The sequence below is a fragment of the Hyphomonas sp. genome, assembly GCF_018402285.1.
Taxonomy (GTDB): Bacteria; Pseudomonadota; Alphaproteobacteria; order Caulobacterales; family Hyphomonadaceae; genus Hyphomonas.
Genome location: NZ_JAGYJH010000003.1, coordinates 368954 through 382948, shown reverse-complemented (window position 1 = coordinate 382948; position 13995 = coordinate 368954). Strand labels below are relative to the sequence as shown.

At 62.1% G+C, this 13995-nt stretch carries 11 protein-coding genes; 2 read left to right on the top strand and 9 right to left on the bottom strand.

The window, feature by feature from the left end; all coding sequences use genetic code 11:
• Positions 1-31: 31 nt before the first annotated feature.
• A complete protein-coding gene (locus KG722_RS04410) occupies positions 32-2905 on the bottom strand; it encodes a TonB-dependent receptor (protein ID WP_213269891.1) in 2874 nt (957 codons plus the stop codon).
• Positions 2906-3092: 187 nt separating this feature from the next.
• On the opposite strand from KG722_RS04410, the gene KG722_RS04405 reads away from it, so the two are divergent.
• Both KG722_RS04405 and KG722_RS04400 read left to right on the top strand, forming a co-directional pair.
• On the top strand, positions 3093-4520 hold the full coding sequence (locus tag KG722_RS04405; RefSeq protein WP_213269889.1) for a protein adenylyltransferase SelO family protein: 1428 nt from the start codon (positions 3093-3095) through the stop codon (positions 4518-4520).
• Positions 4521-4587: 67 nt separating this feature from the next.
• Positions 4588-5763, top strand: a complete 1176-nt coding sequence (locus KG722_RS04400) for a CoA transferase (protein WP_213269878.1) — start codon at positions 4588-4590, stop codon at positions 5761-5763.
• On the opposite strand, the gene KG722_RS04395 is transcribed toward KG722_RS04400, so the two are convergent.
• The 8 genes from KG722_RS04395 to tolB form a co-directional block, all read right to left on the bottom strand.
• Entirely contained in the window at positions 5764-6522 is a 759-nt protein-coding gene (locus tag KG722_RS04395) for a YebC/PmpR family DNA-binding transcriptional regulator (protein WP_213269875.1), read from the bottom strand.
• Between the two features lie 106 nt (positions 6523-6628).
• The gene (locus KG722_RS04390) at positions 6629-6802 is read right to left on the bottom strand and encodes a hypothetical protein (RefSeq protein WP_213269873.1); all 174 of its coding nucleotides are present in this window, start codon (positions 6800-6802) and stop codon (positions 6629-6631) included.
• Between the two features lie 181 nt (positions 6803-6983).
• Complete coding sequence (locus KG722_RS04385) at positions 6984-7589, bottom strand: hypothetical protein (RefSeq protein ID WP_213269870.1); 606 nt, start codon at positions 7587-7589, stop codon at positions 6984-6986.
• A 125-nt stretch (positions 7590-7714) separates the two neighbouring features.
• On the bottom strand, positions 7715-9634 hold the full coding sequence (ftsH, locus tag KG722_RS04380) for an ATP-dependent zinc metalloprotease FtsH (protein WP_213269867.1): 1920 nt from the start codon (positions 9632-9634) through the stop codon (positions 7715-7717).
• 49 nt (positions 9635-9683) lie between these two features.
• Positions 9684-10784 carry a tRNA lysidine(34) synthetase TilS gene (gene tilS / locus KG722_RS04375; protein ID WP_213269864.1) on the bottom strand — a complete coding sequence of 367 codons (1101 nt, stop codon included), beginning with the start codon at positions 10782-10784 and terminating at the stop codon, positions 9684-9686.
• A complete protein-coding gene (gene ybgF / locus KG722_RS04370) occupies positions 10772-11722 on the bottom strand; it encodes a tol-pal system protein YbgF (RefSeq protein ID WP_213269862.1) in 951 nt (316 codons plus the stop codon). Before ybgF ends, tilS begins: the two co-directional genes overlap by 13 nt.
• A gap of 112 nt (positions 11723-11834) precedes the next feature.
• Positions 11835-12380, bottom strand: coding sequence for a peptidoglycan-associated lipoprotein Pal (gene pal / locus KG722_RS04365; protein WP_213269860.1), 546 nt, complete (start codon positions 12378-12380; stop codon positions 11835-11837).
• A gap of 232 nt (positions 12381-12612) precedes the next feature.
• Positions 12613-13968 carry a Tol-Pal system beta propeller repeat protein TolB gene (tolB, locus tag KG722_RS04360; protein WP_213269857.1) on the bottom strand — a complete coding sequence of 452 codons (1356 nt, stop codon included), beginning with the start codon at positions 13966-13968 and terminating at the stop codon, positions 12613-12615.
• Positions 13969-13995: the final 27 nt, after the last annotated feature.

Genomic DNA, 13995 nt, shown 5'->3' with positions numbered 1-13995 from the left:
GGCCACTACTGTCAGTCAGGCGTATCGCCGATCAGCTTCCCGGGCCAAATGCCTTCCTCACGCTGATCTTGATGGTGCGGCCAAACGGGTTGTGCGTGTAGGGATCATAGTTCGTGTCGAAGGCCGCAGCCGGCGGATCTTCGTCGAACACGTTGACCACCGAGAGGCCGAGATCAAGGCCAAGCGGAGCTTCCCAGTTATAGAACAGGTCCAGAGTCGTCTGGCTGTCGATCTCCGGATACACTCCGCCACGTGCGGCGGCCGGACGCTCGTCAGCATAACTGTCAACATGGCGCACAACGCCGCGCAGGTTGTGGTTGCCGAGGGCAAGATTGGCGAAGACGTTCGCTTTCCACTGCGGCATCGAACGAGTGAAGTTCGACCGGTTGAACTGGTCGACATAATCGCCCCCGCCAATCGCCACGCCCTCGACGAAGTAGGGATCAACTACATACTCGATGACATAGGTAGCATCGAGGCCGAGTGCGAACTCTCCGCCCATGAAGTTATCCCAGACATTCTCGACTCTCAGGTCGATGCCCGAGGTCTCGATATCGGGACCGTTCACCACATTGGTGCGGATGCGCGAGATCGTATTCGGCGCGGGCGTTCCGTCGAAGGTGATCCGGCTCAGGACCGCGTCATCATCTGTCGTCGGCGTTGCAAGGGCGGCAAGCGCGGCAGCGACAATGTTGGCCTGCTCCTCGACGATGATCGGGTCGCTGAAGTCGAAATTGTAGTAGTCCAGCGAAGCGCTGAACCCGCCACTCTGGTAGAGCGCACCCATATTGAAGCTGAACGCGCTTTCCGGGCTGAGTTCAGGGTTGCCGAACTGGTCGACCGCCTTGAACGCGCTGGTCGGCGCCACGAATTGCAACGTGGTGCCAACACCGCCAAGCTGATTCAGGGTCGGGCCCTTGAACGAGGTCTGGGCCGAGCCGCGCAGGGCGAAGTTCGGCGTGGCCTGCCACTTGGCCGCAACCTTCGGATCGAAGGTCGAGCCGATGTCGCCGCCATAATCCTCAAACCGGGTCGCGACCTGGATGTTGAGATTGTCATAGAGCGGGATCTGCAGTTCACCAAACACGGCATAGATCGTCTGGTCAGAATCCGTCGGCACCGTGCCGGCGAGGAAGGAGAAAGCGCCCGTGCCGCCGGGTCCCGGCGTGAGGTTGAGGTTGGTCAGGTCCGTCGGAGAGGTCGTGCGGGCCTCGTTACGGATCTGCGCGCCGAGCGCCCAGCCGATCTCGCCGCCTGCCGCCTGAACACCGCTCATTCCAGAAAGGGCTGCGTCGAAGACGAGGAGTTCGTTCTGCTGGGTGCCTTCGGCGCCGCCATCGGTCATCCAGTTGGCGAGCGTAAGAGAATTGGCCAGCGCCGGATTGTACTGCGGGTTCGGCGCGCCGTTGATGGCGCCTGCAGGGATGGCGTTGGAGAACGGGTTGTAATACTCGCAGGTGCCGCCGCCCGCCGTCAGCGAACCGGAATAGCCGGCTGCCCAGGGCTGGGTTCCGGTCGCCGGATCCGTGCCGTTAATCGGATTGGTGCAGACGCCAAAACCGCGCAGAGCCGCCGTCAGGCCAACGATGTAGGTGTCATTCGTCTTGCCGTAGAATTCGGAGGTCGAATAACCGAGGCCGATATCATAAGTGACGCCGTTCTCGAATGCGCCAGTCAGGTCGCCGGCGATCCTCCAGGTCTCGTGCTCACGAATGCCTTCCTGCGCACCAAAATCTGTGCCCGGGAAGCCACCCCAGCCATAAACGCGGCCGATGAACAGCGCCTGTAAGGCGGTGTCGAGCGTGGTACCCGGATTGTCGGCGATATACTGCTGCCAGCCCGGATGGCTCGGGAAGATGACCTGGTTGGTCAGCGCCTGCGGCGGATAGGAAGGCGAGGTCTTCCACTCCGGCACTTCGGATTTGCCGTAAAGGGCTTCGAGGTGGAACTGGGCCCCGTTGCCAAAGGTATGATTGTATTCGGAGAAGATCTGATAGCGCTCCTCCTTCTCCTGCAGATTGTCGAACTGGAGGAACTGGAAGCGGCACTGATTGTCCGGGCCGAGCTGTCCGCCAAGCGGGACGCAGCCGGTGTCGGCAACGTTGCCGTTCACGCCGAAGCCACCGCCGGGCAGAGGGCCGATCGTCACGAAGCGGCCCGGATTGGACAGCCCGGAATAGCCCGCGACCGGGTTTTCCGTGAAGGGGGGCGTGCCCCAGTCCTTCTCGAGGAAACTGACTTCGGAGCGGAAGTTATAGCCGACCGAGGTCACCCAGCTCCAGTTGTCACCCTGGAAGCCATAGGCCGCCGACAGGTTGTAGTCGCCGTCGTCATTGCCGTCGAAGGTCGAATAGTCCCCGCTGATCTCGAGCCCCTTGAGGTCGCTGCGAGTGATAAAGTTCACCACGCCCGCGATGGCATCAGAACCGTAGATCGCGGCAGCGCCATCCTTTAGCACCTCGATCCGGCCGACAGCGGCGGTCGGTATCATGTTGGTGTCGATGAAGAGCTGGGCCTGCTCGCCGATCGCGACGGGCGAATAGACTTGTCGGCGGCCATTGATCAACACCAGCGTCCGCGCCGGGCCAAGGCCGCGCAGGTTGACATTCGAGGTGCCTTCCAGGCCGTTAGATGCGAACTGGTTGGTCTGTCCGTCGACGCCCGAGGAGACGCCGAGATTGCGGATCAGCTCGGTGATCGTCGGATTGCCTTCCAGCTTCAGGTCAGCTGCAGTCAGCACATCGACCGGCAAGGCGGCGTCTTCCGGCGTTCCGGCAATGGCCGACCCTGTGACCGTCACCGTTGCGAGCTTGCGCTCGTTCTCGTCCTCCTGCGCGTGCGCAGCAAAGGAGCCGCCCAGCGCAATGGCCGACGCACAGTAAAGCATTCCCTTGAAAGTTCTCATTCGTTTCCTCCCGAAACAGTTACGGTCTGGCGCAAGCTTTTGCCGCTTGTCATAATTAGACCCGCTGCACTCTTATGCGGTATTGTAAAGTCGCATAGGGGTGACTTGTGCTGCGGCGCCGCATACAAAAAAGGAACTTTGGTTAAGCGCATTGTTTCCTCCGCTCACCCACAAGCTGGTGTATTTCATGCAGAACAGCCCACCTCCAACCGCCCAGGGGGCTTCGCCTCCCTTCCTTCGGATTGCCGGATCCTTCGCAGACGCAGTGGCTCCGGCAGATTTTCCATCTGCCGTGTTGCGCTGGCGCAACCAGCGCTGGGCGGATGAGACAGGCCTCGGCGGCCTTACGGATGAAGCCTGGCTGGATCATTTTGCCCGGTTTACGCCACTTCCGGCAAACCTGCCGCAACCGTTGGCCATGCGGTATCACGGTCATCAGTTCGGAACCTACAATCCCCAGCTCGGAGACGGGCGCGGCTTTCTCTTCGCCCAGCTACGCGACAGGACCGGACGCCTTCTTGATCTGGGAACGAAAGGTTCTGGCCAGACACCCTGGTCCCGTCAGGGCGACGGCCGCCTGACCCTGAAAGGAGGCATCCGCGAAATCCTTGCCGCCAGCTATCTGGAGGCCCTCGGCGTGAATACGTCGAAAGCGTTCAGCCTGATAGAAACCGGCGAGCAACTCAGCCGAAATGACGAGCCCTCTCCGACCCGCTCCTCCGTCCTTGTCCGCCTCTCACACAGCCATGTCCGGTTTGGAACGTTTCAGCGCTGCGCCTGGCTCGAAGACAAGGAAAGCCTGGCGCAGCTTGTCGACTACTGCATTTCGGAATTCTTTCCCGGCGCCGATGATCCGGACATGGCCCGCAAGGCCAGCAACCTGCTCGAATCCATCGCGATCGCAACCGGCCGGATGATTGGCCAATGGATGGCGGCAGGCTTCGTTCACGGCGTCATGAATACGGACAACTTCAATATTACCGGCGAAACCTTTGATTTCGGTCCCTGGCGCTTCCTGCCGGTCTCGGATCCGAACTTTACTGCAGCCTATTTCGATGCTCAGGGCCTTTACCGGTTTGGACGCCAGCCTGTCCAGGGCGGCTGGGCTCTGCAACAGCTGGCCTCTTCCATGCTGCTGTTGGCGGACGCTGAAAATCTCGCCCGGTCGCTCATTCCGTATGAGGCGGCCTACCGCGAGAGCTTCATCGCACACACACATGCCCTGCTTGGCCTTAAGCCTGGGCAGGACGAAGCTGGCAACCTTGCCTTCCTCCAGTCATTTTATGGATGGATGACACAGAGCAAGGCCAGTTGGCCGCAAACCTTCTTTGACTGGTTCGGCGGCGCAGTCAGTGACGCCCGCGCTGCTGCCTCGCCGCAAGCCGGGCTTTATGCCGATACAGGATTCGAACCAGTTCGGGCAGCATTGAAGGACCGGGAAACCGAGCGCCCTGAACGCCTCAACCACCCCTACTTCAAACGGCCAGCCCCAGTCAGCCTACTGATCGCAGAGGTGGAAGCACTCTGGGACCCGATTGCGGAGGCCGATGACTGGTCAGCCTTTTCCGCCAAGACAGACCATATCGAAGAGGCACGTCGCGCCCTCGCGCTGTAACGCTGGGGAACGCCTTGATATTACCCTTGCCCTGCGGGCAGTTACCGCCAGAATATGGAGGCCCCAGATGACCGACACGACCCCTTCCGGCCCGCTTTCAGGCATCCGCATTGTCGACATGAGCTCGGTGGTTCTTGGACCATTTGCAACCCTGATCCTTGCCGATCTCGGAGCAGAGGTCATCAAGATCGAGCCGCCCGGCCGGGGTGACACGATGCGCTATGCCGGCGCTTCCCCAACCGGCGATCTGGGCCCTATCTACATGGCGCTGAACCGCAACAAGCGCGCGCTCACGCTCGACGCCAAGTCACCGGAGGGCAAGGCCGCACTTACCGAACTCCTGAAGACAGCCGACTGTTTCTTCCACAATGTGCGGCTGGCTGGCATGGAGCGGCTTGGCTTTGGGTACGAGCAGGTCAAGGCGCTGAAAGACGACATCGTCTATGTTCATTGCGCCGGATTTGGCCAGGGCGGTCCCTATGAACATCGTCAGGCCTATGACGATCTCATCCAGGGCGCCTCCGGTTTCGCAGATCTCAATGCCCTGCGCTCAGGCGGCCGGCCCGAATACGCCCCCTCCCTCGTTGCGGACAAGACCGCCGGCCTGTTTGCGACCTACGCAACCCTCGCTGCCCTCTTCCACCGCGCCCGCACGGGAAAGGGACAGTTCGTCCAGGTTCCGATGCTGGAAAGCTTCACCTTCTTCAACATGGTCGAAAATCTATATGGCGAAACCTTTCTTCCCGGAAACGGCAAGCTGGCCTACACCCGCTCGATCAACCCCAACCGCCGCCCTTACCCGACCAAGGACGGCTTCATAGGTCTTGTTCCGTACTCGGATCAGCAATGGGAGAGGTTCTTTGAAATCGGCGGCATGCCGGGGATCTTCAAGGACCCCCGCTTTTCCACCTATCAGGCGCGCACAGAAAATGTCGGCGAGCTCTACGCGCTGATCGAAGAGGTCAGCGCCACCAAGACAACCGCCGAATGGCTTGAACTGATGGACCAGGCCGACATTCCGGCCATGCGCTACAACACAATGGCGGAAGTCCTGACAGACCCGCATCTGGTTGCGACGGAATTTTTTACGGCAGCGCACCATCCCGAAGCAGGCAGCTACCGGACCATGCGCCATCCGGTGAAGTTTTCAGAGACCCCGGCCAGCCTGCGTTTGCCGCCGCCCCGGCCAGGCGCAGACTCAGAGTGCATCCTCGAAAGCCTCGGCCTGGGCGCCTTCAGCTGATCACCCCCCGGAGAGACGTGCCATCTCTTCTTCGGAAAGCTCTGAATTGTCGTAGACGTTCTGAACGTCATCCAGCTCGTCGAGAACATCCAGCAGCTTCATGAGCTGATCGGCAGCATCTCCAGAAACGGCCGTGGTCACTTTCGGCTTCCAGATGATCTTCGCTGATGTGGGCTCCACCTTGCTTCCAAAGTGTTCCGCCAGCGCCATTGAAACCGCCGCAAAGTCTTCCCGGGCCGTATAGATCCAATGGCCCTCTTCATCGGACTCAACGTCCTGCGCGCCGGCCATGATGGCCGCTTCCATAACCTCGTCTGTCGTCCCGGCGCTGACGGGATATTCTATCTCGCCCAGCTGGTCGAAATTGAATGACACAGAGCCCGTGGTGCCCAGCGCGCCGCCATTCTTGGAGAAGGCTGTGCGAATGTCGGTTGCCGCGCGGTTCTTGTTGTCGGTCGACGCTTCGATGATGATGCCGACACCGCCCGGGCCGACGCCCTCATAGCGGATATCGGCATAGTCTGCCCCGCCGCTGCTCTGACCCTTGTCGATGGCGCGTTGGATGTTGTCCTTGGGCACCGAGACGCCCTTGGCGTTGGCAATTGCCAGGCGCAGGCGCGGGTTCATCGCCGGGTCCGGCCCGCCCATCTTGGACGCCACGGTGATCTCTTTGGACAGGCGCGCGAATAGCACGGCGCGTTTCTTGTCCTGCTTGCCCTTACGGTGCTGGATGTTGGCCCATTTACTATGCCCGGCCATGGGAAAACCCCTCGATATTGTCTGTTACTCAGCTGTCGCGGCTGTCTATCGCGCGGGGCGGCCCTTGGGAAGCCAGGAGGGTGTCAATCACAATTGAGTGCGGGACTTAGATCTTACTGGCAGCCGAAAGCCGGCGCGCCACTTCCTGCCGCACCTTCCAGCCCAGCCAGTCCTTGTCCATGCGGGAGAGCCAGTGCGAATTCACCGCGCTGTACTCGGCGCCCAGATCGCGCGGGTCCGGCAGGATCTGCTTTCTGAGAATACCGGCGATATGCGCCATCTCGAGCGGGCTTGCGAAATAGAGTTCATGGCGGCGATGTTCCAGAACCCATATGGGTCACCCCTTCCCAACTTCCTGCGGCGGGAAAGGTGGATCAAAGCGCGTCGCCGCTTGAAAGGCGCCCTCCACCGGGCGGTGGACATAGGGGCTGACCGGCGTCCGGACCGGTTGCCCGCTGTACTCACATCGGAGGCGCAGGGGGCGCCCAGTGCGGCGGCGGGATCTCCACCGGCTTGGAAAGATCGATCTCTACCCGGAAGAAACGCTCTGGCCGCTTCAGTTCATATGCCAGCACCTGATCCGCAGACCGCATTTCAACCGCCCAGACGTTCGTCTTGGAAACCGGGATACCTTCTTTGTCGAAGAGGTCCTTGGTCGCCTGGTCAGCCGGAAATTCCTGTCGCGCCCCAGCAGGATCGGATACAGAAAAGCCGCCATAATCGGTCAGTACGTCAAGACCGCCATCCTCGTGGCGATGAACATGGCGCAGTTCCCAGCCGCCGTTTTCACCCGTGGCGGTCAGCACCCAGGTCCGCGAGCGATCTTCGCCCACGCTTAGCGGCATGCGGAAAACGCCCGGCTCGCAATCACGCACATGAACGACCAACCGGTTCTCGCGCCAGTCATCATCAACCGCATCGTCGCTGACCACCCGGCCCTCGAACGCCTTGCCGCAGGCCGCCGCAAGGCCTTCCGCAAACGGAATATTGGCCGGGGCTTCCGGCGCGCTCGCACAAGCGGCTAGAACAAGGGCGAAAGCGGGAGCGGCAGCCAGTTTCAACGTCATGACCGCCAGACTACCGACACGCCCCGGAAAGGCAAGCCTTTCGCCTTTTCTGCACCGCGCGCCAAAATCAGAAGGCCCTCCCGGATCGCCGGAAGGGCCTTCAGAACACGGGTTTAATCTGAGCGTCAGGCCGGGTTGGGCTCTGCGTCGCCAATGCCGCTATCTTTGGGCTTCTTGCGCTTGCCGATCACAGGCACAGCCGAAGAGGGACCGCCGTCATCGTCGGAAATGTCAGGCCGACTAGGCTGCGTGCCTTTAAGAAGGCCGGCGATCTCTTCGCCCGACAGGGTCTCGAATTCGAGTAGGCCGGTGGCAATCGCTTCCCAATCATTGCGGTACTGCGTCATGATGTGGCGGGCGTCTTCCTTGCCCTTTTCGATCAGCTTACGGACTTCTTCCTCGATCTTGCGCGAGGTTTCTTCCGATATGTGGCTAGACTGCATGAGCTGCTGGCCAAGAAACACGTCGCCCTGGTCCGAGCCGTAATCGACCGGACCGATGATGTCGGAATAGCCCCAGCGTGTGACCATCGCCCGGGCAAGGCGCGTAGCCTGCTGGATGTCGGACGCGGCGCCGGCGGTGACATTGTCATCCCCGAATTTCAGCTCCTCCGCGACGCGGCCACCCATGATAATCGCCAGGCGCGAGGTCATCTCGACTTTGGACATGGAGAGCTTGTCGTCTTCCGGCAGCTGCATGACCATCCCGAGAGCCCGGCCGCGCGGAATGATCGTTGCCTTGTGGACCGGATCGGCCGCAGGCACTTTCATCGCCACAACCGCGTGACCAGCTTCGTGCCAGGCTGTCAGGATTTTTTCTTTCTCCGACATGACCATCGAGCGGCGCTCAGGGCCCATCAGGACCTTGTCCTTGGCGTCCTCGAACTCCTGCATCGCAACGACGCGCTTCCCGCGGCGAGCCGCCAGGAGAGCTGCCTCGTTTACGAGGTTGGCGAGGTCTGCGCCGGAGAAACCCGGCGTGCCGCGCGCAATCGTCTTGGTCTCGACATCCTTGGCGAGGGGCACATTCCGCATGTGAACGCGCAGGATTTTTTCGCGCCCGATGATATCCGGATTGCCGACGGTAACCTGCCGGTCAAAGCGGCCGGGACGCAGCAGCGCCGGGTCAAGCACGTCCGGGCGGTTTGTCGCCGCCATGATGATGATGCCTTCGTTGGCTTCAAAACCGTCCATCTCGACCAGCAGCTGGTTCAGCGTCTGCTCGCGCTCGTCATTGCCGCCGCCAAGGCCTGCGCCGCGCGAACGGCCAACCGCGTCGATCTCGTCAATGAAGATGATGCAGGGCGCCGAGCGTTTGGCCTGTTCGAACATGTCGCGCACGCGGCTGGCACCGACGCCGACAAACATCTCGACGAAGTCGGAACCGGAAATGGTGAAGAACGGCACGCCCGCCTCACCCGCAACCGCGCGGGCCAGCAGGGTTTTACCTGTGCCGGGCGGGCCGACGAGCAGGGCGCCTTTCGGGATCTTGCCGCCGAGGCGCTGGAACTTGGACGGGTCCTGCAGGAATTCGACGATCTCCTGAAGCTCTTCCTTGGCTTCATCGACGCCGGCAACATCGTCAAAGGTGACGCGGCCATGCTTTTCGGTCAGCAGGCGAGCGCGGGATTTGCCGAAGCTCATCGCTCCGCGCGTACCGCCGCCCTGCATCTGGCGCATCATGAAGAAGACAAAGCCGACGATCAGCAGGATCGGCAGGAGCGAGAGAAGAACCGACGCGACATTGTTACGGCCGGTGTCGGGTTTGACTGAGAAGGGAACGTTGTTCTGGGTGAGCACGTCCTCGGTTTTCATGTCGAGGGCGCGCAGCTCGCTTTTCAGCGTCTGCCCGTCCGTGGTCTTGGCAATGATGGTCGTATCGCCCAGCGTCGCTTCGGAGAGCTTGCCGTCTTCGGCCAACTGGTAAATCTCGGAAAGCTTTGTGGGCTGGGCCCGAGCAACCTCGGGGTTGCCCCCCATCATCACAGCCATACCGATCACAAGCAGGGCGAGCGCGCCCCAGATCGCCAAATTCCGGACATTCATAGCAAAGGTTCCGTCAGAAACTGATTCAACCAACCATATGGGATTGATGTTAGAAGATAGGCACCAATTCCTCTAAAAACGACTCCTTTCCTGCTGATGCGGCAATTTCATTCGGGTTGGCGGAAAGGATGGCGAGGGTGGCGTCGAGGCGGGCGGCCATGCCGAGCGGCGACGGGCCGGTTTCGGGCTGCAGTTTCACGCCGCCCCGGCGGGGCCGGATCCGGCAGCCCGCCAGCGTGGCGCCTCTGAAATCTTGTTTGGATACAAGCCGTTCGGCGAGGCGGGCGAGGGCGTCCCCGCGGGGTGGCCGGTCCCGTCCGGCGGCAATCTGCAGCAGGATGCCCAGCGCCCGGGCGGCCCTTTCGGGGGGCAGGTTGGCAACTGCTCCGGCCTCCAGACCCTCCGGCGTGGCCCGGACGTTTACGGCCATCCAGCGCCAGATCGCGCCATCCTCAAGCATTCTCAATGTCGCAAAGCGGTCAATCAAGGACAAAAAATGGATACTTCCGGCCACTTCCAGGCTGAGAAGGCGGCGCATGCGCACCCGCTCGAAGGCAGGATTCTCGTTTGACGGGTCCTCCGCCCAGCCAATCCCTTCAGCCCGGAGAAGCGCCCGGAGCGCTTCCCGGGGGACCGCCAGAAGCGGGCGCGCGATGAACACGCCCTCCCCTTCCGGCCAGACCGGCGAGAGCGAAAGCGGGCGCATCCCGGCAAGGCCATACCAGCCTGACCTCTGACGGGCGCGCATGAGAAATGTCTCGGCCTGGTCGTTCGCCGTATGGCCGGTCAGGAGCAGCCGTCCTGATTTTCCGCGAAGCGCCTGGGCGAGCGCGCCGTGGCGCAGGCGCCGGAGCGCCGACTGGCGCGGCGGGGCGCCTTCGAGGCTGAGAATCTGGTGGGCAATGCCGAGCCCGGCACACAGACAGCCGACTGCTTCAGCCTCTTCACGCGCTTCCGGGCGCAGACCATGATCGACGGTGAAGGCAACCAGCTTGCGCCCTTGCCCTGACGCCCAGCGTTGGGCAAGGATCAGCAGCGCCAGAGAGTCGCTGCCGCCGGAAACGGCAACGCCGACGGGGGCATCAAGCAGGCAGGCAGGCAGCGCCGATAGCGCCGCCTCAAAGGCAGATTGCGGCCTTAGTTGTTGCATCCGGAGCGCGTGCGCTCGACCGCAGCCAGGTCACGTACGACCTTGGAAGCGTCAGGATAGCGCTTGGGCAGTGTGTCCAGTGCCTGGCAGGCCTTGGCGGTGTCCCCGATGAGCCGCATCGAACGGGCAAGGCGGGCGAGCGCATCAGGCGCGCGTGCGTCATCCGGGAAAGAGCGGATCATCGTGGTGTAGGCCTGACCGCTTTCGGCATAGGCATTCTGCTGGTGGAGCGTTTCGCCCAGCCAGAAATAGGCTTCGCCGGCCTGCGGGTCATCGCCGAACTTGTTGATGAATTCCTGGTAAGCCTGCTGAGCGCCGGCATAGTCGAGCGCCAGGAGGCGCTGGCGGGCCACCGCGAAGAGCGGGCCAGCTTCGCCAGGCAGCTGGCTGGCAGAGATGGTTCCGAGCGATCCTTCCGGCAGGCCGCCCTGAGCCGTGCGCGTCGGTGTGAGCACCGAGGGGCCACCGCTGGAGCCTTCCTGCGCGCCGGGCATCGGGCCGGCCGGTGCAGGACCTGACGAAGACAGAAGGGAGGCGGCGGGGCCACCTGCCCCGGTATCGAGGGGCTCTGAGGGCTCTATGCCCATGACCATCTGCAGCGCGGTGATCGCGCGGGCCTGGGCTTCCAGTTGCGCGCGCAGCGCGGCGTTCTGGTCTGCCAGCGCTTCATTGTCCAGCATCTGCTGCTGGCTGGCATTGCGTGTCTGCGAAAGCTCGAACTCGAGGGTTTCAATACGCCCGCTCAGCTGATTGATGCGGTCAGAATTGCGGTTGATCTCGAGCATCAGATCTGCCGTCTGCTGACGGGTCTGGTCTACCTGAACGGAGAGATCGCCGGTGGTCACGCCCTTCACGATCGGTGCGCCACGGGCCTGCGCAAAGGCAGGCGTGGCGAGAAGTCCAAGGGCGGCGAGGCCGGTAAGAGAGGCTTTCAGCATGACGGGTATCTCCGGGTGCGGGGGGCAAACTTCAGCCCCCGGGACTAAAAGAAACAGCCGGGGCCAAATTATGGCACCCGGCTGTCCTTTTCATCACGTAAACGCAGTCAGCTTAGCTGGTGGCGCCAGAAACGATCTGGGTCCAGGCGTTACGGTTCATTGCCCACGACTCGTCGTTCGAGCCGCCAGCGATCGGACGCTCCTTGCCGTAAGACACTGTGTCGATGCGCGAAGCGCTGACACCGAGGCTGACGAGGTAGTCTTTTGCAGCCGAAGCGCGGCGCTCGCCAAGGGCGAGGTTGTACTCGCGCGTTCCGCGCTCGTCAGCGTTGCCGGCGACGAGAACGCGAACGTTCGGGTAAGCGTTGAGCCAGGCGGCCTGACGCTTCAGGATTTCCTGATCGTCAGAATCCAGACGGAACTGGTCGAGGTCGAAATAGACGCGCTCGCCAACGTTCACGCGGAAGTCTTCCAGCGAGCCGGGCGTGATCGAAGATGTCTCAACCGGCTCTGTGACAACGGTTTCGGTTTCCTCGACGGTCTCTTCAACCGGCGGAGGGGCGACCGGCTGTTCTTCGACCGGCGGGGGGCGGGAAGCGCAAGCTGCCATGGCAGCCAACAAAGCGGCAGCGGCAGAGGCTTTCAGGAGAGTATGCATATGTCGGGGCTCCAAGTTTACTTCAGGTGGCACTAACGGACCGCTTCGCGGCTTATTTTTGTCGGCGGCCGTCTTGTCGGGCCTATATTTCCTTATTCTGACTGTTTTATCGCGACAATCTGTATTCCGCCGATTTTTCGGGCCTTTGTGGTGTTTTTGCCACAAAATGGCCTTACTCTGGCTCCCCGGCCCGTTCTTGAGCCCACTCCTTGGGCACGGGCCGGGACAAAGCTTACTGCAGCACCGGCGACCAGGCCGGGTCAGAGGCATCGGTCTGCGTCATCACGCGGCGCTCATTGCGGCCAGACAGGTCAACCGACCAAAGCTGGGGACCCGCGCCGGGACGGTTTTCGCGGAAGAAGACGATGACACGGCCGTTGGGCGACCAGTCCGGACCCTCATCAAGATACGATTCAGACAACAGGCGCTCGCCGCTGCCATCGATGCCGATCACGCCGATATAGAATTTGCCGCCTTCCTGCTTGGTGAAGGCAATCAGGTCTCCGCGCGGCGACCAGACGGGCGTTGAATAGCGGCCCTTGCCGAAGGTGATGCGGCAAGCCGTATCCCGGCCGCCCGACGGGCAGGCGCGCGGTGAGCCATCGGTATTCATGATGTAAAGCTGCGGCGTGCCGCCCCGGTCGGAGTTGAACACGACCGACTGACCGTCCGGCGACATCGACGGCGAGGTGTCAATCGCTGGGTGGTCGGTCAGGCGGCGGCTTTCCCGCGTACGCAGGTTCATAATGTAGACGTCGGTATTGCCGCGCTGGGCCTGGGAGAGCAGCACGCTCTGGCCATCGGTGGCAAAACGCGGCGCGAATGTCATGCCGGGGAAATTGCCCAGGAGTTCCTGACGGCCTGTCTCGATGTTGAAGAGATAGACGCGCGGCCGGCCGCCTTCAAACGACATGTAGGTGATTTCCTGGGAAGACGGGCTGAAGCGGGGCGTCAGCACGGTCGAGCGGCCGGAGGTGAGATATTGCTGGTTGGCCCCGTCGCTGTCCATGATGGCGAGCCTTTTGACGCGCTCGGTCTTCGGGCCGGTTTCGGCGATGTAGACAAGGCGCGTGTCGAAATACGGGTCTTCACCGGTCAGGCGCGTGTAGATCGAGTCGGCAATCTTGTGGGCGATTCGGCGCCAGTTTTCCGGCGTCGTGGTCAGCCGGCGGCCGGGCTCGCCATTGATGCGCATCAGCTCCCCGCCATAGACGTCCCACAGACGGAAGGAGACGGCGAGCTTGCCATCGGGGAGTTCCTCGAAGGCGCCGACGACCAGCGCGTCGGTACGGATGATCTTCCAGTCGGCAAAGCGCGGCTCGGCATTGATCGAGAGATCGCGCTGGATGAAGGAGGCCGGGTTTTGCATGTCGAACAGACCAGTGGAGGCAAGGTCAGCGCGCACCACGTCGGCGATCTGCCGAGCGAGCTGGGTATTGCTCCCTGTCACCTGGAAGTCCGGAATGGCGATGGGTGTGGGCTTGAAGTTGCCCTCATCCACCCGGACCTGCAGCTGGGCACTGGCAGGCGCCGCCAGCCCAAGGGCCAGCAGGATGACTGCCAGGAGTGGCATCAGGCGTTTCAGCATCAGTTCGGACTCCTCATCGAATTCTTG

Bases quoted from the DNA above. Each gene is read 5' to 3' on its own strand.
- KG722_RS04410 (WP_213269891.1), bottom strand. From the start codon at position 2,905: ATGAGAACTTTCAAGGGAATGCTTTACTGTGCGTCGGCCATTGCGCTG.
- KG722_RS04405 (WP_213269889.1), top strand. From the start codon at position 3,093: ATGCAGAACAGCCCACCTCCAACCGCCCAGGGGGCTTCGCCTCCCTTC.
- KG722_RS04400 (WP_213269878.1), top strand. From the start codon at position 4,588: ATGACCGACACGACCCCTTCCGGCCCGCTTTCAGGCATCCGCATTGTC.
- KG722_RS04395 (WP_213269875.1), bottom strand. From the start codon at position 6,522: ATGGCCGGGCATAGTAAATGGGCCAACATCCAGCACCGTAAGGGCAAG.
- KG722_RS04390 (WP_213269873.1), bottom strand. From the start codon at position 6,802: ATGGCGCATATCGCCGGTATTCTCAGAAAGCAGATCCTGCCGGACCCG.
- KG722_RS04385 (WP_213269870.1), bottom strand. From the start codon at position 7,589: ATGACGTTGAAACTGGCTGCCGCTCCCGCTTTCGCCCTTGTTCTAGCC.
- ftsH (WP_213269867.1), bottom strand. From the start codon at position 9,634: ATGAATGTCCGGAATTTGGCGATCTGGGGCGCGCTCGCCCTGCTTGTG.
- tilS (WP_213269864.1), bottom strand. From the start codon at position 10,784: ATGCAACAACTAAGGCCGCAATCTGCCTTTGAGGCGGCGCTATCGGCG.
- ybgF (WP_213269862.1), bottom strand. From the start codon at position 11,722: ATGCTGAAAGCCTCTCTTACCGGCCTCGCCGCCCTTGGACTTCTCGCC.
- pal (WP_213269860.1), bottom strand. From the start codon at position 12,380: ATGCATACTCTCCTGAAAGCCTCTGCCGCTGCCGCTTTGTTGGCTGCC.
- tolB (WP_213269857.1), bottom strand. From the start codon at position 13,968: ATGCTGAAACGCCTGATGCCACTCCTGGCAGTCATCCTGCTGGCCCTT.